The organism is Streptomyces sp. NPDC021093 (assembly GCF_044333135.1).
In the GTDB taxonomy this organism is placed as follows: Bacteria; Actinomycetota; Actinomycetes; order Streptomycetales; family Streptomycetaceae; genus Streptomyces.
Map to the genome: position 1 here is coordinate 280,809 of NZ_JBIRQJ010000012.1, position 17,265 is coordinate 298,073.

A 17,265-nucleotide genomic window follows, 5' to 3' on the forward strand; every position below is an offset into this window, starting at 1 on the left:
ACGCAGGCATCCGGCGAGAAGGCACAGCGCGCGAAGGACCTTGAGGGAGTCGACCAACAGCTCAAGACCACCGAGGCTCTTCGTGAGTTCTCGGATGCGACGACCCAGATGGCCCCCCTGGCCTTCGGTGGTCTGATGCCGGGGATCCCCGCCCTCCCGCCGGTCCTGCCCGGGTACGCAAACAGGACCAACTTCGAGTCCCATGACCTCAACGCCATGATCGACCTGGTGGAGAGCGCGAAACCCGAAGAGCTGGAGAATGCGGGTCAGGCTCTCTGGAGGGCCAGGGACGCACTCAAGTCGGCGGCTGCGGAACTTGATGCCCACATCAAGGGTGTGTCCTGGACCGGTGACGGCGGCACCAGTTTCCGTGCATTCGGTACGGGTCTTGTTGCACACGCTCGACAGCTGAGCGGCTTCGCCGACACCGCTGCCAAGCAGATCACGGTTGCAGGCACCGGCCTGGCCTCCGTGTACAAGGCCATGCCGCCGAGGGACAGTCGGTTCGACAAGCGCAAGCCCGAAGACGTGCCGATGGTGAGCCGTGTCGAGGGCAACGCGACGTACGACATGGCGGTGAAGACCGAGAAGAACCGCCAAGAGGCCATCAACCAGCTGAACCGCCTGTCGTCGTTCTACGCGGTCTCGCAGGAGACCTTGGCGGCTCAGGAAGCTCCGCGGTTCGACAAGAAGCTGCAGGCGAACGTGCCTCCGCCCACCGGCGGCGGTGGCGGAACCGATGGCGGCGCAGGCGGCGGCGCCGCACGAGGGGCTGCCGGAGGAGGTGCCGGGGGCCTCGGAGCGGCCAGAGCCGTCGCGCCTGCCGATACGTCCGGTCCCGGTGCGGCAGTCGGACGGGCGGACGGCCTCGATGGCGCCGTCCCGGCGGGCGGCGACATTGCCCGACCCGGTGCCGTGGTCGGCGGGGTTTCCCCCGCGCGGGGCGCCGACCAGTCGATGGAACTCGCGCGGGTCGCCACACCACCGGCCCCCGCACCCACTACGAGCGTCGCTCCTCCGGTTGCTCCGCCGGCCCCCGGGCCGGCCCTGGGCACTGCACCGCCTCCCGTAGCCCCGGGCTACATGCCTCCGGTCCAGGGCGGAACCGCTCGGACGCCGGGCATGCCTCCGATGGGTCGGGCTGGTACGTCCGGTCAGCCCCCGGTGGGTCGTGGGGGTACGTCGGGTCAGCCTCCGATGGGTCGGGCTGGTACGTCCGGTCAGCCTCCGATGGGGCGGGCCGGTACGTCCGGTCAGCCCCCGGTGGGTCGTGGGGGTACGTCGGGTCAGCCTCCGATGGGACGTTCCGGTACGTCCGGTCAGCCTCCGATGGGTCGTGGGGGTACGTCGGGTCAGCCTCCGATGGGACGCGCTGGTACGTCCGGTCAGCCTCCGATGGGTCGGGCCGGTACATCTGGTCAGCCCCCGATGGGACGTGCCGGAGGACGTACGGACGGAATCATGGGCGGCAACCCGCAACGCACCGCCCCCGGCTCGTCCGGCTCCCGCATTCCGCGCGGCACGGTTGTCGGTACCGAGCCCGGCACCTCGGGTCGCGGGTCCACCGGTCGTATCCCCACCGGCGGAGCCGTCGGAGCGAACCCCGTATCCGGTACGCCCGCCCGCCCGGCCGGCCGCCCCACCTCCAGCACGAACGGTGTGGTGGGTACTCCCCGAGACGGCACGGTTCCCTCCGGCCGCCCCGGTACCGGTGGCTTCACACAGGGCGGAGCCGGACTCGTACGAGGCCCGGCAGGTCAGCGCAACGCGAACGAGCGCGAGGAACGAGACGGTTCGCAGCGTCCCGACTACCTGACCGAGGACGAAGAGACCTGGACGGCCGGCCGCCGTAGCGCCGTCCCTCCGGTGATCGACTAAGTACGGCCGAGCACGACCTCGTACGACTAAGCACAGCGAAAGGTCCGGAAGCCAGGATGACGGCAGGAACCAGCCAGACTCGAAGGCGTCGGCAGCGCATGCACTGCGCGCTGGCAGCAGCAGTGGCGTGGAGTATCGGTGCTGCTGTCGTGGCACCGGCCGCAGTGGCCGCCGACGCCTCGCCGGAGCAGTGGTACCTGGGCCCGATGAAGGCGGAGGAGATCTGGAAGGTCTCCACGGGCAAGGGTGTCAAGGTCGCCGTCATCGACTCCGGTGTCCATGCGTCCACGCCATCGCTTCAGGGGCAGGTCCTGCCGGGGAAGCACTTCACCAGAGAAGGCTCGGACACGCAGACCGACGACACGAACGGCCAGGGGACCACCACGGCCGAGTTGATCGCGGGTACTGGCAAGGGCGGCGGGATCCGGGGTCTGGCGCCGGGAGCGAAGATCATCCCTTTCAAGGTTCGCCTCTACAAGCACGATGAGCGTCGCGAGTTCATGGAGGATTCCCTGTACCGGGCGGTGAAAGCCGCAGCCGATAGCGATGCGCAGATCATCAATATCTCGGTGGGTAGCCAGCACGGCATCGACATGGGCAACTTCGGGCAGACCGATGCTTTTAAGTATGCCGCTCAGAAAGGCAAGTTGGTATTTGCAGGAACGGGCGACAACGCCAAGCAGGGGAATAAGGAGCAGTACCCGGCCGCGCACTTGGAGGTTGTGGGAGTCGCGTCGGTCGACCGCAACAGCGACCCGGCGGACTACTCCCAGTATGGGGAGGGCGACGTCGATCTCGCAGCTCCAGGTTCCGGCGTCCCCCGTTGGTGCGATGCGAAGTTCCAGCGCTACTGCGACGGAGGCGGAACCGTCGCCGCATCGGCGGTGGCCTCCGCGTCGGCGGCTCTGATTTGGGCCAAGCATCCGGACTGGACGGCGAATCAGGTCCTGCGCGTCATGTTCGACACGGCGAGCCGGAATTGGGTAACGGGCAAGCGCGATGACCATATGGGGCACGGCATCATCCGCCCACGGGACATCCTCCTCGAAGGCAAGGGCAATCCGGGTAAGCCGGAGCCGGGAGTCCCCGCGTACGGAGTGTGGCCCATCCCCTCGACCGCTGCGGCCCCCACCACACCCCCGACCAGTCCTGCTACCCCCACCAGCCCTCCAACCCTCGCCGCCTCCTCCAAGGACACCCCCGACTCCGGCCCCTCCGCCCTCCTCATCGGTGGGATTGCCGCAGCCGCACTGGTCCTCGCCGCCGGCGCCTTCGCCCTCGTCCGCAGGCGCCGCGCGGCCCACTGAACCGCACCACCCGACGGCCCCGGGAATCCCCGGCTCCGTCACCTCGCTCACACCACACGGATCCGAAGGGAAGCCGCGCTCATGGTAGCCAGGCAAGCCAATGACGAAGTAACTCTCAAGAAGACGCAGGAGACGCTCACCAGGAACTTCGGCGGCGTCAAGCAGACGCTGCACAACCTGAACGGCGCCCTCGACGACCTCGAAGGCAAGTGGGTCGGCATCGGCGCCGGCGCCTTCAACAAGAAGCAGACCGAGATCAACAACCGGATCGTGGCGATAGGCAAGCTCCTCCTGAAGTTCCAGGAGGGCATCGAGGCGGCCCGGACCATCAAGGACAACAACGAGGACGAGATCCTCCAGTCGATCAGGGGCATCGACGTCGTGGACGGCTACAACGGCGACGCCAAGGCCGAGGCCAACACCTCGAACCTCAACAAGTTCTGAGCCTCTCGCGCCCCTGCTCCACATCCTTCCCTCCACACCACTAAGGAGTACTTCATGCCCGCCCCACAAGACGGTTCGATGGTCGTCACGTATGCCTCTCTCGACCTGGCAGCAGAGAATGTCAGGCGGCAGTCGGGCAAGCTGGAAGCGCAGCTCAAGGAAATCCAGGCGATGGTCGCCAGCCACTCCACCCTCTGGGAGGGTGAGGCTCAGACGGCCTACAAGGCTCGTCAGGACGACTGGAACAACCAGGCCGCCGCGATCCACGACGCCCTGAAGAAGATCTCTCACCAGATCAGCGAAGCAGTCGGCAAGTACAAGTCCGCCGACGCGAAGGCCGCAGGCAACTTCTAGAACTCTGTGGTCGCACAGCACGCAAGACCGGGGTGGGTACGCGCGGGAGGTGCCCACCCCGAGTCATGCGCCGGTACGTTCCACAGCCCAGGCAGCCGCCATCAACTGGGCGGCGTCACCCATGACTTGACCCCTTGATGCGTCGGCAGCGCCTCACCTCTCCCACTCGCCGCCCTCGCCGAGGAGAGCAGCGGACTCCCGAAAGCGGATGACCGCCTCGGGAGTCCCGCCCATCACACTGTGCACCCCAGTTCCTTCTTGAGCGCGAGGGTGTACGCCTTGCCGAAGGCGACGATGTCCTTACGGCGTTGGACGATGTCTTCGGAGCCTGCCGAGAAGACCAGGTAGGGCCGCACGCGAGGAGTCTTCGGTCCGTTGCACTTGGTGTCGACGATGATCGACCAGTCGCCCAGCACGGTCATGTCGAAGGGAAGGCCCTTGACCACTTCGAGGTTCTTGAACTTGTACGACTCGATCGGATCCCTGGGGTCGAGGAACTCCTCGGAGCGCGCCACGTCCGCGTAGATCGTGTCCTTCTTGTCGACACGTAGATTGCAGGTGATTGACTTGAGCGTCGTAGTGAAATCTTGTCCTCGGGAGTTCTGTTCGACGCTTTTGCCGTCGCGGAGCATCGGTGCCATGACGTCCGGATTCATGGAGATGTGGCAGAACTTCGCCGGGATGCTGTAGTCGCGTCCTCCTGAGGAGCACGACGTCGTGGCTGTGAGCATCGCACAGGACACGAGGAGGGCCGGCAGGCGGACAGCCCGGAGCCTGTTCGGGCGGGCGCTCATCGCTCTCCTCCCGCGCGGTCCGCGGATGCGGTGGCGCGGTCCGCGGATGCGCCGATCGCCTGGTCACCTTCCCTTTCCACTTCTTCGCCGGTCACACCGTGCACCCCAGTTCCTTCTTGACCGCGAGGGTGTACGCCTTGCCGAACGCGAGGATGTCCTTGCGGCGTTGGACGGTGTTCTCGGCGCCGGAGAAGAATTCGAGGACGGGGCGTACGCGGGTGGATTTCGGTCCGTTGCACCGGGTGTCGATGATGATCGTCCGGTCGCCCAGCACGGTGAGGTCGAAGGGGAGGCCCTTGACCACTTCGAGGTTCTTCACCCGCTTCGACTCGACCGGATCCTTGGTGGGGTCGAGGATCTTCTCGCCGCGGGAGAGCTGCACGTAGATGGTGTCCTCCCCGTCGACGCGCAGTTCGCAGTAGACCGGCTTGTTGCTCTGGGCGAAGTCCGTGTCCCGATACTCCTGCGCCACGTTCCCCCGGTGCTCCTCGTCCAGCTTCTCCCCGTCGGGGAGCATCGGAGCCATGATGTCGGAACCCATCGGTACGTGGCAGAACTTCGCCGGGATGCTGTAGTCGCGGCCCCCGGAGGAGCATGCGGTGGTGGCTGTAAGCACCGCGCAGGACGCGAGGAGCGCCGACAGCCGGACCGTGTGGCGCCGGTGCTTGTGCGGGTGGGCGCTCATCCGCTCTCTCGTGCGGTCCGTGCCCGCGGTGCCGTGGTCCGCGGATGCGTCGATCGTCTGGTCACCTTCCCGTTCCACTTGTTCGCTGGTCATACCGTGCACCCCAGTTCCTTCTTGAGGGCGAGGGTGTAGGCCTTGCCGAAGGCGAGGATGTCCTTGCGGCGTTGGGCGGTGTCTTCGGAGCCGGAGTAGAAGGCCAGGTAAGGGCGTACGCGAGGAGTTTTCGGTCCGTTGCACTTGGTGTCGATGACGATCGACCGGTCGCCCAGCACGGTCATGTCGAAGGGAAGTCCCTTGACCACTTCGAGGTTCTTGAACTTGTACGACTCGATCGGATCTCTGGGGTCGAGGAACTTCTCGCTACGAGATACGTTCGCGTAGATCGTGTCCTTCTTGTCGACACGCAGGTCGCAAATGGCTGGCATGCTGGTACTGGTGAGATCTGTTCCTCGGAACTTCTGCTCGATGCTCTTGCCGTCAGGGAGCGTCGGCGCCATGACGTCCGGATTCATGGTGATGTGGCAGAACTTCTTAGGGATGGTGTAGTCGCGTCCCTGCGAGGAGCAGGATGTCGTGGCTGCGAGCACCGCGCAGGACGCGAGGAGGGCCGACAGACGGACCGTCCGGTGCTTGTACGAGGGAGCGGTCACCGCTCTCTGCCCGCGCGGTCCGCTCCCGCGTTCCCGTGGTCCGCGGAATCGCTGATCACCCGGTCCGTGCCCTGGGGGGAAGCGAATTCTTCCTGCCCCTTCGCCCACTCGCCGTTCTCCTGGCGCCAGACCTCTGCCAGCTTCGCCAACTGGGCAGTTCGCCTTGCGGAGTTGCTCTGTCGCTCCTCCGTGGCCTCCGAGCCGATCCGATCCCCCTCCTCCTGCGCCCAGTAAGCCGTGACCACGTCCACCCCGCGCTGTGCCATGTCACCACCGAAGACATTGGCCGCGCCGCCCACCGCGTGGTAGGCCCACCTCTGCTTCCACGAGACGTCCCGCAGGTCCTCGTCCTGCTCGGCGTTGATCGTCAGCTTCCGTGCTTCCTCCAGGAAACCGACCGTCGCACCCGCGCTGCGCAGACTCTCGCCCGGGTGTTCCTTGTTGGTGTGGATCTCGGCGGTCATCGCGTTGTTCATCTGCTCGTTGAGGACCGCGTAGGAATCCTGGTTCCGGGACACCTGCTTCGTCACCTCCAGGAGCTCGCCCTTGTCGAGCGGGGACTGCAGCGGCGCGCTCATCGATTTGTGCACCGTCTCCCCGTGATTCCCCATCGCCCACGCCATGTCCTTGCGCAGTTCCGGCGGGAAGTCGTTGCCCGTGCCCGCGAGGATGCCCAGGGAGCGCTTGAAGGCCGCGTCCTGCTCCGCCGTGTGCGGTACGGGATTCACGCCCTGCGTCTCCGGGTCGCTGACGCCCGACACCGCTGCGAACATGGCCGCCCCCGTCGCCTCCAGTGCCCTGTTCGGGCCGTCCTTCAGCGGGGAGTCGTCGAACGGCTTGCGTTCCTTCAGTACCCACTCCGCGTTGTCCTGCGGATCCTTGCCGTTGAAGAACTCGGTTGCCGCGTCCGGGCTGTTGGAGAGCGCCGTCATGAATCCGGTCATGGGGTCGCGGCCGAATTCCTCGTCCCCCATGAAGTTCATCTTCGGCATCGGCGGACCGCCCGTGCCGCCGCTCCAGTAGTTCCCCGGGAGCCTCATCTTCTTCTCGGTCTCGACCAGGGACTTCCCGTAACTGTTCAGGAACTTGTCGTCGTAGTCTCCGACCCGCATCAGGTTGCTCATCAGCTGGAAGCCCCACACCTGGCTGCCCCGGGTCTTGATCTGCTCGTTGCCGAGGCCCACCATCTCCCGCTCCCAGTTCTGCATCGCCGGGCTGTCGGAGCGGGTCGCGCCGGCGAGGGTCATGCTCAGGTTCTGCTGGAAGTCGCCGAGCTGGTCGAGCCGGGACCGCTGGAGGGTGCCGCCGTCGGAGCCGTCCGCGATGTCCGCCCAGAAGTCGAGAGTGCCACGGGGGCCCAGAATCGTGGCGAACCGTTCCTGGAAGAGCGGGTCGTCGCGGAAATTGCGCAGCGTCGAATTGACCCGGTCGAACTCCTCGCCCGTCAGGTCGTCGCCCTTCTTCTTGATCAGGGCGGCCACCTCGTCCGCCTTCTTCAGCGCCTCGGCGCCGGTGTCGCGGTCCGTGTACGAGGTGCCGGAGAACCCGAACTCCGCCTGGTCCACCAGGGCACGCAGCACCCGGGCCGCACTTGCGTCGCTCTCCGTCGCCCGGTTCAGGATGCGCTGCACGTCGTCCCGCAGGTGGTCGACGTCCTGCTGGGAGTGGTCCGCGACCTTGGTGCCCTTGGCGGCGCGGTCCGGGTGGATGTTCATGGAGACGGTGAAGCCGCCGCCGCCCGTGCCGCGCACCGTGAGGTTCTTCGCGGCGTTCCGCTGGATCAGTTCTTTGAGCTCGTCCCGGTAACCCACCAGTTCGTCGTGGGTGTCGCGCAGGATGCTGTGGATCGACTTCGCCTGGGTGTGCGCGTCAGTGAACTCGCCCGCCGTTTTGGTGATGAACTTCCGCGAGACGGTGGCGTTCACCCCGGCCCAGTTCGCCTTCGTCGCCTTGGCCTCCATGTCGTCCCGCGCCTGCGTTTCGAGCGTCTTGAGAGCCGAGACGACCTTCGCCCAGTCGCCTAAGTTCTTGCTCAGCGCGGAGAAGTTGCCGCCGTACAGTGCCTCGAAGTCCATCAGCCCTTGTCCCCCTCGCGCTTGCCGCCGTCGGCGAACCCCTCGTCCAGAACCGCGATGCCGCTGACGGCCTCCAGCACCTGGCGCTCGGCGCCCTTGTTCACCTTCTGGGTGAAGTTCATGTGGTTGGAGATGTGCGCACAGGCGTCGAGCAGCGTCTTGAGCTGCTTCTCCCACCGGTCCTGCACGTGATCCAGCCCGCCGCCCAGCGCGAAGCCCTGCGCCGTCAGGTCCCGGGCCGCGCCCTGGCTGCTCGACCAGGCGTCCCGTCCGTGGTTTCCCAACCCGTCGAACAGCTTGTACGCGCTGGCGCCGACCTCGGCGAGGTCGGTGTGCGTGGCCGCCAGGTCACCCTGCCCGCCCGCACCCCCAGCACCTCCGCCTCCACGGCCTGCCTCCGGGTCCGCGTTGAGCTGCATCCCGACCGGCGGCTGTGCTAATGCCTCGGCCTTCAGTTGCTGCCACTCGTCCCACGCCATGCGCCTGTTCCCTTCGCCCGTTCCTTCCTGAGCCTGACTCGGGCCAACATAGTCCGTTGATCAACAGTGGTTCGGGGCAGGATTCGACGTCGAGGGCTGAGGGGGAGGACAGTCGTGGTCGGCCATCGTGGTCGCAATAGTGAACATGGACCACTTCAAGCCAGGACGCGTGGAGCAGGGGCGTAGTAAACGGCTTGAAGTGGCCGACCATCAGCGATTCTTCTGCCCTAAGCATGGGTTGGCGGTGTTAGGGATGTGAGCAGGGTGGCTCCACCGTGATGAATGTAACTTACATGCAATGCGATAGCAATCGACAGGAACAAAGCAAATGGGCGGGTTGCTGAGTAGCGGGAAACGTGAAGTCCGGGGTGATGGAGGGGCATGGGTGCGGTGTGATTTGACGGACCGTTAACTCACTTTGTGTCCGGCGGCGTTGGGGTGTCGGGGGGCGGTGCTGCGTGCGGAGGTCATGCGTCGGAGGCCTGTCACGACCACGCGGCCGAGCGCGGCCCAGTGCGCCTGAGCGCGACTGAGTACCTCGAAAGGCCCGGAAGCCAGGACGAGATGACGGCAGGAATGAGCCAGGCCCGAAGGTCTCGCGTCGGGTCCATCGGTGCACGACCTGTGGGCCTGACGCCCCTGAAATGCGCCCGTGCCCGTCTTGGCTGAGACTCGCTCGATCCGAGCAGAACACCGCGTCGTCCGAGGGTGCGGGGCCCGCACTGGGCCTACCCCGCCGCCAGTGAGAATCGCTGTTCGATCATCGGAACGTGGTGATGGAGAGGCAGCGTGACCACGCCACTTGAGTTCGCCGCCCTCCTGCGACTGATCGACGAACGGTCGACCGCCTTCCGCGCCGCGGTCGCCGCCGCGCCCAGCCTCGACGCGCAGGTGCCGACCTGTCCTGAGTGGACGCTGTTCGATCTGGTGCAGCACCTGGGGGAGGGCCGCCAAGCCTGGGCAGCCACGGTCGCCGCAGGCCCTGCCGCCGCCAAGTCCGCACCGGAGGGCGCCCCGGCTGCACCCCAGGGCCGCGAGGCCCTGCTGGACTGGTCGGCTGCGTCGACGCAGCAACTGCTGGACGCGCTGCGGGAGGCCGGCCCGGATCGTGGCTGCTGGACGTGGTGGGGCGCGTCGCAGTCGCCGCAGACGTCCGGCGCAGTCGCCCGGTACCAGTTCCAGGAGATCGCGGTGCACACCTACGACGCCCAGCTCGCCGTGGGCGCCCCGCATCCGCAGTCGCTGCCGGACGAGGTGGCACTCGACGGCGTCGACGAGTTCCTGTCCACCTGCTGCGCAACGACGAGCCCCTGGCCGCACAAGCCTGCCGCGGTCGCCACCCACGCCACCGAGGGCCACTCCTGGCACCTCTCACTCTCCTCCGACGGCGCCCGGATCACCCACCTCCCCACCACGGCTGTCGGGGAGGCCCCGAACGCGCCCGACGCCTCCCTCCAAGGCACGGCTGGCGAACTGGTCCTGGCCCTGTACGGTCGCACCCCGGTGGACTCCCTGAAGCTCGACGGCAACCGACGCCTGCTCGACCTGCTCTGGGCCTGGGAGCCGGAAGCGTAGAACACCGGGTCCGGGCAAGGCCGCCAGCAACTTCCCACTGCTCGGCAGCACACCAGGGCGGGTGTCACCCCGAATCATGTGCCGGTACGGCCCCCCGCCCGCACCATCCCCATCAACTCGGCAGCGTCACCCACGACTTGACCCCGCGATGCGGAGGCAACGCCTCACCGACACCCACGAAGCTGCGCAACCTCATCCGCGACATTAAGTCCGGCAAGGTCGACCACCTCCTCGGACTGTGATCCGTGCCTTGCCGACTCTGCCCGGATCGGCTCAGGACCTCACCGCCGCGCGAGAGCACGGGATCATCGAAGCCCTCATCGATGCGCACCTCAAGCGCTGGGCGGACAAGGCATACCAAGGAGTCGGCGGACCCGTCCGGGTGCCCTTTCGAGGCCGCCGCCTCAAGGGATGGAAGCGCCGCCACGACACCGCCCACGCCAAGATCCGCTGCCTCGGAGAACGAGCCATGGCCACCCTGAAGGGCTGGTGCCTCCTCCGGGGACGCCGCTGCAGCATCAACCGGATCAACTAACGCAGTGAAGGCCGTCCTCGTCCTTCACCACGTTCTTACCTGAGGTTGAAGAACGCTCACCGACTTTCACCGTCCCCACAGTGCTGACCTCTCCGCGCGCCCGTCTCCCCGGCCGACGCGGTGGATCGGATGTGGATCGTGGACGGCACGCTGGACTCGGCCCGCGACCGGGGCAGACCACAACTACGGGATGGCTGTGCCGCACCCTGAAAGCCCCACAAAGTGTCGGCGGCGCAGATGGCTCCCGGTACAACGCCCGGGCAGGTCAGGGATCGAGCCCGTCCGTCGCCGCGCGCAAGCCGTCCAGCGCCTCCTGGGCCGTGCGGCGCAGGAGGCTCCAGGTCGGTGACTGCGCCATCGCGTCGTTCGTCCACTCATTGCCAGAGGCATCGGTCATCGCGGCCAGGGCGTCGTCCACCGGCTGCAGCAGTGCGGTGACGGAATCGGGCAGCAGGCCTTGGGACACGAGACCCGGAACGACACGAAAGGCGTCGTCGAATTCCAGCGCCAGCTCGTCGGGACCGACCCCCCATCGCCCAAGGTGTTCGAGCTGCTGGTCCGCTCCCCAGGCAAGGCGGTTCAGCGCCTGCTCGAGTTGGCCGATGGCCACGTCGGCTTTCACCTGATGATCCCTTCTGCGTCGCCCCCGAGGTTGCCTTCCCACCCCTTGACGCGCCAATACGCTCCCTCGCCGTGGTGGCCCCCACCGGGGTGCCAACGGAGCATGCGGCCGGTGGGGTCACCGCGGTCATTGTATTCGCGCAGCACCCAGCCCTGCCCGGCGTGTCCACCGCGGCCCAGGGCTTCCTCGCGCCATCCGGGATTGTTGACGACTGCCCCTCTGACCTGGTCGGGCGTTACCCCGCCGGACAGCATGTTGGGGTTGTTCATGATGTCGTCGACGTTCTGGATGGAGCCCACCGGCCCGGCTTCTTCGCGAAGTTGCCCCTGCAGGCGTTCGCCGTTGGCCGCGTTGTGCGGTCCGTCCGGTCCTGTGCGCCATGCATGGGGACACTCCACGGGCGCGAGCCCCAGCGGGTCGCTCCAGCCGAGCGGATTGCGTACGTAGACCGACGGGTTCGGACCGGGGGCGAGTCCCAGCGGGTCGGCAGAGACGTAGCGGGCGCTCTCCGGGTCGTAGTAGCGGTGGAAGTTGTAGTGGAGCCCGGTCTCGGGATCGAAGTACTGGCCGGGGAAGCGCAACGGCGTGTAGGCGCTACTGCCCGCGGGCCAGGTCGTTGTACCCCACAGCGTGCTGCGGGCATGCCAGGCGACCTCTCCTTGCTCGTCGACGAGCTGGCTCGGTGTGCCGACCAGATCCGTGACGATCGCGAAGAACCTTGAGGCAACTTCGTCGGCGGGCTTCTGTGCCGAGGTGATGCGTTCCGTCTGGCTGAGCGGGCGCGAGCCGCGGTGGTCCCATGTGAGAGTGACCGGCCTGGGCAACTGGGCCGACACGGTCGTCTGTTCGCACAGCGTGGTGCCGTCCCAGGTGAACACGGTGCGTTCGATCACTGTCGAGTCGTCGTCGCTCATGCGCAGCTTCGCCGTGCGTCGGCCCAGCGCGTCATATGTGTAGCGCCACCGGACGCCGTCAGGGGTGACGACGGACCTCAGCCGGTCCTCGGCGTCCCACTCGTACCGCCACGTATCCGGTTTGCGGGACAGGCGGGATTTCTGCCGCAGGGTGATGCGTCCCAGCGCGTCGTGCTCGTAGCGGACCGAACCGGCCCGGACGAGCCGGTTGCCCCTGTATACACGGCTGCCCGTGGCCTCGTGACCGGGATGGTTTGCGGGCCAAGATGCCGAGGACTGGTTCCCCGCGGCGTCGTAAGCGTACGTCTCGGTCCAGTTCGCCGAGTGAACAGCCGTGACTCTGCCAACGCTGTCCAGGTCGAATCGGCGTGAGCCTTCGAGCAGGTCGTCGACGGCTGTGAGGACACCGTCGGTGCGGTAGGTGTGGGCGCGCCGTTGGACGAGCCGGTGGTCGGGCCCGCCCGTGACCGAGTGTGCCACCAGCCGACCGGCCTCGTCGTAGGTGCTGGACAGAGTGGCGAAATGGCCGACGGTGCGGGCTGTTTCGCGGCCGACCGCGTCGTACTGGAAGTCGATGGTTTGGCCTGCGACGTTCATCTGGGAACAGTTGCCGGCCGGATCGTAGGACCAGGTGGTCTGTGCGCCGCCCGGTGTTGTTCGGCTGACGCGACGTCCCCGCCCGTCGTAGGTGAAGTTCAGTGTTCGTCCGTCGGTCGCCTCCGCGCGCAGTTGCCCGAGCCGGTCTCGCAGCAGGGTCAACGAACTGTCCGGGCTCTCGGCCTGGGCGAGTTGATCGGTGAAATCGTATGCGTAGGTGGTGACGTCGCCGGCCGCATCCTTGCGTTTCACCTGGCCCATGGCGTTGCGCTCGTACGTGATGGTTCTGCCGAGCGCGTCGGTGCGGCTCGTCAATTGTCCGGCCGCATCGTGGACGTAGCTGAGGGTCCGACCGTCGAAGTCCGTCTCCGTGGACAGCTGCCCCGCCCGGTCGTAGGTGTACTGCCAGGTGAGGCCGCGAGGGTCGGTGACCTGGGTGAGGCGCAACTCGTGGTCGTGGGTGAACTCGTGGCGTCCTCCGTCCGGATCCGTGCGGGCAGTGACCACGTCAAAGTGGGTGTACTCGAAGAGGGTGACGCCGCCCGTGGCGTCGGTATGACGGGTGCAGTTGCCTTCGCCGTCGTACGACCATGAGTTGGTGGATCCGTCCGGGGAGGTGCGGCGGGCGAGCAGTCCCTCGACCGTCCAGTCGAGGCGAGTCGTCGCGCCAAGGGCATCCGTGATCGCCGTCGGGCGGCCGAAGGCGTCGCGGGTGTAGCGGGTGACCGCGCCCAGGGGGTTGGTGATCTCCAGTGGCAGGCCCGCCGAGTCCGTACGGACATGGCTCGTATTGCCGAGGGCGTCGGTGACGGAGCGGAGGCGGCCCGCCTCGTCGTACGAGAAGCGGGAGGTGGACCCGGACGGGTCGGTCACCGTTGTGCGGTTGCCGCGCTCGTCGTACTCCTGGCGGGTCGTCAGGCGGTCCGGGCCCGTCACCCGCACCGGCAGCCCGAGCGCGTTGTACTCGGCGGTGGCCTCCCGGCCGTCCGGGCGGACCACTCGGGTCACGCCGCCCGTCTCCGTGTCGTACTCGAAGCGGGTCGTGCGTCCCAGCGGATCCGTGCGGGAGAGGAGACGGTGGCGGCGATCGCGTTCGTAGCGGGTGATAGATCCCAGCGGGTCGATCTCGGCGACGATTTGATGCACGTCATTGACCAGGTAGCGGTGGACGGCTCCGGATCCGGTGGTGGCCGTCGTGATGCGCAGGCCCGTTTCCGGGTCGATGTCGTCGTACGTGACGCGCAGCGCGACGTGGCCCTCGGTGCCGCCCTCGGCTATGCAGCGGTCCTGGTCGTCGTACGAGTAGTCGTATTGCCTGGTGTTGGTGTCGGTCCAGGAGGTGACGCGGGCGTGCTCGTCGTACGTGAAACGGAGCGGGAGGCCTGAGGAGTTGGTGACCGAGGTGAGGTGGCCTTCGGTGTAGCCGTACCGGACGATCTCCTGGTCCGAGCCGTCGGGAGCCGCACCGGCCAGGTGCAGGGCGGTGATGCGGCCCTGCTCGGCGGTGAGCAACAGATGGCGGCCCGCGCTGTCGACGATGGCGGTCGGGACGGATTCGTCCGTGTACTCGAAGGTGATCCAGTTGCCGTTGCGGTCGTCGATCTGGGTGAGGAGGGCGAGGTGGGGGCCGGTGGTCGTGAAGTGCTGGACCCGGCCGGTGTCCGGGTCGGTGACCGTGTAGTTTCCGGCGGCGTCCGTGTCCAGGGGGCGGGCCGGGCCGTGAGTGGGAAGGACAGGCACGCCGGGGGCGGGGTGCGGGTAGGGCAGGAGGAGGCCGTCCTCGCAGACCAGGACGACGCCCTCGGAGTCGATCTCCAGGCGCTGGTCTGCGGTCGACGACCAGGAGGGACCGAACCAGCGGCCCGCCCGGTAGTCGGAGGCCACCCGGCGGGTGAAGGCCAGCGGGAGAGTGCCGGGCAGAGTGATGTCCGTCTGGGGGAGGTACATCACGCCGGTGGCGAGGTCGATGGGGTCCGTGGGGTCGTCCTTGAGGGGAGCCTTGGGACGGGTCGGCGCGTTGGGGTCGGCCTGCAGCGGCCCGCGTGCGGTCCCCGGCTGGCCGAGACCGTCCGGGCCGGCCCCCCTGCCCATGTCCTGCGCCACCTTCCGCGCCGTATTCGCCCCCTTCAGCCCCATCCCCGCACCCTTGGTCCCGATCAGTTCCGGCACCAGCGTGCCCAGGAACTCGCTCGGGTCCGCCTTCGCGGTGTCCCACATGCCCTTCAGTGCGCGGTCCGGGTGGGCCGCGGTGGTGGCCAGGCCGGCCAGGGTCATGTTGGTGGCTTTGTAGTACTCGGCCGGGTGGGAGAGGTTGTACGGGTCGGTGGGGTTGACGCTGCGGACGAAGTTCGTCAGGCCGATGACGCCCTTGGTGATGCCGCCCGCGAAGTGCGTCGCCTCGACGTTCAGCCCCATCATCGCGTCGGTGCCGTCCAGCTTCAGCCGGTCCAGGCCCGTCGGTTCCTTCGGGGCGTGGGCGAGGGCCGCGGTGATCGCCTTCTGCGCCGTTTCGGCGGCGCTGTCGCGCTGGCTGCGGGCGGCGGTGAGGATCTCCTGCGCGCGGGTGGTCTTCGCGGTGCCCGGGTCGACGAAGGGGGCCGGGCGGGGCGGCGGGTTGGGGTCGTTGCGGGCCGCGTTGTAGGCGACGCGCTTTTCCTCGAACGTGGCGTGGGCCGTCCGGGACTCCTCCTGGCCCTCCTTGTGGAGGGCGATCGCCTCCCGCGCCTGACCCTGCGCCCAGATGATCGTGGTGACGTACGACTCCAGGGCCTTCGCCGCGTCGGTGCAGGCGTCCGCCGCGTGCAGCCAGTCGGTGGGCAGAGGTGCGAACTTCTGCCGGAACGTATCGGCGGCCACACCCTTCCAGTGGCTGGAGTCCAGCTGCTTCATGCCCGCGCCGACCCGGCCGAACGCGGCGGCGAAGTCCCGCAGGTTCTTCGCCGTCGCCCGGACATCGGCCGGTTTCCCGTGGATCAGCTCGGTGGGGTCCTCGGTCTGGCCGAGCTGCTGCTCGCGGACCTCGGCGCCCAGCTCGGACGCGACGCCGTCGCCCCAGTCCTTGAGGGCGTCGCCGGCCTTCTCCAGGCCGACGTGCTCCAGGCCGTCGCCGGCCTTGTCCGTTGCCCAGTCGACGCCCTCGCCGAGCTTCTCCTTGCCCCAGTCGACGCCTTCGCGGACCTTGTCGTACCCGTCCCCGAGCGCCTTGCCGAGCCCGTCCACGAAGTCCGACATCAGCGTCCGCCCCCACCCTGTTGGTCCCCGCCCTGTTCGGCAGCGCCCGGCTGCTCCGGTTCGTCACCGCGCTGCCGGGCCACCCCGGCCTCGGTCGGTTCGAACAGGTCGCGGGCCTTCTCCCGCGCCGCGTCCCGCTCGCCCTCGTCGATCAGCCCGGTCCTTTCCATCCAGTCCGCGTTGGTGGCGGTCACGTCGTACCCGGTGTTCTGCCAGGTCTCCTCCACCTCGGAGTGCGCCTTGAGGAAGGACCCCGGGCTCCAGTCGGCGCCGCTGAACTGGTTCTGGCTGCGGATCTCGTCCCAGCTCTTCTCCTTGACCTGCTCCTCGGTCAGGTGCGGATTGCCGTTCATGCCGTTCACGGCGAACTTGAACGTGTCCTTGACGTACTGCTCCTGCTCGCGGAAGGAGCCCGCCGAAAGCCCGACGCCGAGCGCGAAGTCGTTGCCGCGCATCATCAGCGCCCGTACGCCCCACTCCCAGCGCTCGCAGAAGGTCTTGAACTCCGCCGTCAGCCCGCCGTGCCCCAACTCCAGCCCCGACAGGGTGAGATCGGAGAACCCCCGGCCCATGGTCGCCTCGCCGACCATGCTCTGTTCCTTGAGCTCGGCGAGCGCCGCGTTGATCCCGGACGCGATCAGCGCGAGTGCGGGCTGCGCCGCCGCCAGATCCGGCTCTTCTCCGCTCACCGAGCACCCCCGAGATCCACCGCGACCTCGTCCGGTACGACGCCGGACACCGGCGGGAACAGCGCCCCGTCCTCGCTGCCCGCGTCCAGCGCCACCCCCGCGGGCACCCCCAGCGCGGGCACCATCACGTCCAGAAGCCGCGCGCCGTAGACCGTCCGGTACGTCCACTCCCGCCCGGCGTCCCCCTGAGCGAACGCGAACCGGGCGAGCGCCGCCTCGTCGGAGAACGCGCAGATCCACCGCACCCCGCCCCACTCGGCGGTCCACAGGCTTTCTAACGAGTCGAGCGGAACCAGTACCGCAGTGCGCCGGAACTCGCCCAGCAGCGCGGCGAATCCCCGCTTCGCAGCGGTGACAGCGGCCGCGTCAGACGCGGAGTCAGACGCGGAGTCAGATGCGGAGTCATCCGCGGAGCCATCCGCAGAGTCGGACACGG

General features: G+C 67.8%; 15 protein-coding genes. 6 read left to right on the forward strand and 9 right to left on the reverse strand.

All coding sequences use genetic code 11. The features are described 5' to 3' along the window. Positions 1-1,461: 1,461 nt before the first annotated feature. The 4 genes from ACH4SP_RS33895 to ACH4SP_RS33910 all read left to right on the forward strand — a co-directional run bounded on the left by ACH4SP_RS33895 (position 1,462) and on the right by ACH4SP_RS33910 (position 3,983). The gene (locus ACH4SP_RS33895; protein ID WP_398420724.1) at positions 1,462-1,878 is read left to right on the forward strand and encodes a hypothetical protein; all 417 of its coding nucleotides are present in this window, start codon (positions 1,462-1,464) and stop codon (positions 1,876-1,878) included. A gap of 98 nt (positions 1,879-1,976) precedes the next feature. Further along, entirely contained in the window at positions 1,977-3,185 is a 1,209-nt protein-coding gene (locus tag ACH4SP_RS33900; protein WP_398420725.1) for a S8 family serine peptidase, read from the forward strand. A gap of 81 nt (positions 3,186-3,266) precedes the next feature. After that, entirely contained in the window at positions 3,267-3,629 is a 363-nt protein-coding gene (locus tag ACH4SP_RS33905; RefSeq protein WP_398420726.1) for a WXG100 family type VII secretion target, read from the forward strand. A gap of 54 nt (positions 3,630-3,683) precedes the next feature. Next, a complete protein-coding gene (locus tag ACH4SP_RS33910; protein WP_398420728.1) occupies positions 3,684-3,983 on the forward strand; it encodes a WXG100 family type VII secretion target in 300 nt (99 codons plus the stop codon). A gap of 233 nt (positions 3,984-4,216) precedes the next feature. On the opposite strand, the gene ACH4SP_RS33915 is transcribed toward ACH4SP_RS33910, so the two are convergent. From ACH4SP_RS33915 to ACH4SP_RS33935, 5 genes are all read right to left on the reverse strand, one after another. Further along, positions 4,217-4,777 (reverse strand): hypothetical protein, encoded by a 561-nt coding sequence (locus ACH4SP_RS33915; protein ID WP_398420730.1) that lies wholly within the window; start codon positions 4,775-4,777, stop codon positions 4,217-4,219. 91 nt (positions 4,778-4,868) lie between these two features. Next, complete coding sequence (locus ACH4SP_RS33920; RefSeq protein ID WP_398420732.1) at positions 4,869-5,555, reverse strand: hypothetical protein; 687 nt, start codon at positions 5,553-5,555, stop codon at positions 4,869-4,871. Further along, complete coding sequence (locus ACH4SP_RS33925; protein ID WP_398420733.1) at positions 5,552-6,112, reverse strand: hypothetical protein; 561 nt, start codon at positions 6,110-6,112, stop codon at positions 5,552-5,554. The genes ACH4SP_RS33920 and ACH4SP_RS33925 overlap by 4 nt, the downstream gene beginning before the upstream one ends. Further along, positions 6,109-8,187 (reverse strand): hypothetical protein, encoded by a 2,079-nt coding sequence (locus ACH4SP_RS33930; RefSeq protein ID WP_398420735.1) that lies wholly within the window; start codon positions 8,185-8,187, stop codon positions 6,109-6,111. The genes ACH4SP_RS33925 and ACH4SP_RS33930 overlap by 4 nt, the downstream gene beginning before the upstream one ends. After that, positions 8,187-8,666: a hypothetical protein gene (locus tag ACH4SP_RS33935; protein WP_398420737.1), complete on the reverse strand. Its 480-nt coding sequence runs from the start codon at positions 8,664-8,666 to the stop codon at positions 8,187-8,189. Before ACH4SP_RS33935 ends, ACH4SP_RS33930 begins: the two co-directional genes overlap by 1 nt. A gap of 789 nt (positions 8,667-9,455) precedes the next feature. On the opposite strand from ACH4SP_RS33935, the gene ACH4SP_RS33940 reads away from it, so the two are divergent. Both ACH4SP_RS33940 and ACH4SP_RS33945 read left to right on the forward strand, forming a co-directional pair. Next, the gene (locus ACH4SP_RS33940; RefSeq protein ID WP_398420738.1) at positions 9,456-10,241 is read left to right on the forward strand and encodes a maleylpyruvate isomerase N-terminal domain-containing protein; all 786 of its coding nucleotides are present in this window, start codon (positions 9,456-9,458) and stop codon (positions 10,239-10,241) included. Positions 10,242-10,491: 250 nt separating this feature from the next. Continuing rightward, positions 10,492-10,776, forward strand: a complete 285-nt coding sequence (locus ACH4SP_RS33945; protein ID WP_398420740.1) for a transposase family protein — start codon at positions 10,492-10,494, stop codon at positions 10,774-10,776. Positions 10,777-11,041: 265 nt separating this feature from the next. Here the strand turns inward: ACH4SP_RS33945 and ACH4SP_RS33950 are convergent, their stop codons facing one another. From ACH4SP_RS33950 to ACH4SP_RS33965, 4 genes are read right to left on the reverse strand one after another with little or no spacing between them, the layout of a single operon-like run. Next, on the reverse strand, positions 11,042-11,398 hold the full coding sequence (locus ACH4SP_RS33950) for a hypothetical protein (RefSeq protein WP_398420742.1): 357 nt from the start codon (positions 11,396-11,398) through the stop codon (positions 11,042-11,044). Then, positions 11,395-16,140, reverse strand: coding sequence for a putative T7SS-secreted protein (locus ACH4SP_RS33955; protein ID WP_398420744.1), 4,746 nt, complete (start codon positions 16,138-16,140; stop codon positions 11,395-11,397). Before ACH4SP_RS33955 ends, ACH4SP_RS33950 begins: the two co-directional genes overlap by 4 nt. Beyond that, entirely contained in the window at positions 16,140-16,829 is a 690-nt protein-coding gene (locus ACH4SP_RS33960; protein ID WP_398420746.1) for a hypothetical protein, read from the reverse strand. The genes ACH4SP_RS33955 and ACH4SP_RS33960 overlap by 1 nt, the downstream gene beginning before the upstream one ends. Then, positions 16,826-17,263: an SseB family protein gene (locus ACH4SP_RS33965; protein ID WP_398420748.1), complete on the reverse strand. Its 438-nt coding sequence runs from the start codon at positions 17,261-17,263 to the stop codon at positions 16,826-16,828. The genes ACH4SP_RS33960 and ACH4SP_RS33965 overlap by 4 nt, the downstream gene beginning before the upstream one ends. Positions 17,264-17,265 lie beyond the last annotated feature (2 nt).

What these genes read in the sequence shown, in the direction of transcription:
- ACH4SP_RS33900 (WP_398420725.1), top strand. Translation starts at nt 1,977, where the DNA reads ATGCACTGCGCGCTGGCAGCAGCAGTGGCGTGGAGTATCGGTGCTGCT.
- ACH4SP_RS33910 (WP_398420728.1), top strand. Translation starts at nt 3,684, where the DNA reads ATGCCCGCCCCACAAGACGGTTCGATGGTCGTCACGTATGCCTCTCTC.
- ACH4SP_RS33895 (WP_398420724.1), top strand. Translation starts at nt 1,462, where the DNA reads ATGGGCGGCAACCCGCAACGCACCGCCCCCGGCTCGTCCGGCTCCCGC.
- ACH4SP_RS33955 (WP_398420744.1), bottom strand. Translation starts at nt 16,140, where the DNA reads ATGTCGGACTTCGTGGACGGGCTCGGCAAGGCGCTCGGGGACGGGTAC.
- ACH4SP_RS33905 (WP_398420726.1), top strand. Translation starts at nt 3,267, where the DNA reads ATGGTAGCCAGGCAAGCCAATGACGAAGTAACTCTCAAGAAGACGCAG.
- ACH4SP_RS33935 (WP_398420737.1), bottom strand. Translation starts at nt 8,666, where the DNA reads ATGGCGTGGGACGAGTGGCAGCAACTGAAGGCCGAGGCATTAGCACAG.
- ACH4SP_RS33920 (WP_398420732.1), bottom strand. Translation starts at nt 5,555, where the DNA reads ATGACCAGCGAACAAGTGGAACGGGAAGGTGACCAGACGATCGACGCA.
- ACH4SP_RS33915 (WP_398420730.1), bottom strand. Translation starts at nt 4,777, where the DNA reads ATGAGCGCCCGCCCGAACAGGCTCCGGGCTGTCCGCCTGCCGGCCCTC.
- ACH4SP_RS33930 (WP_398420735.1), bottom strand. Translation starts at nt 8,187, where the DNA reads ATGGACTTCGAGGCACTGTACGGCGGCAACTTCTCCGCGCTGAGCAAG.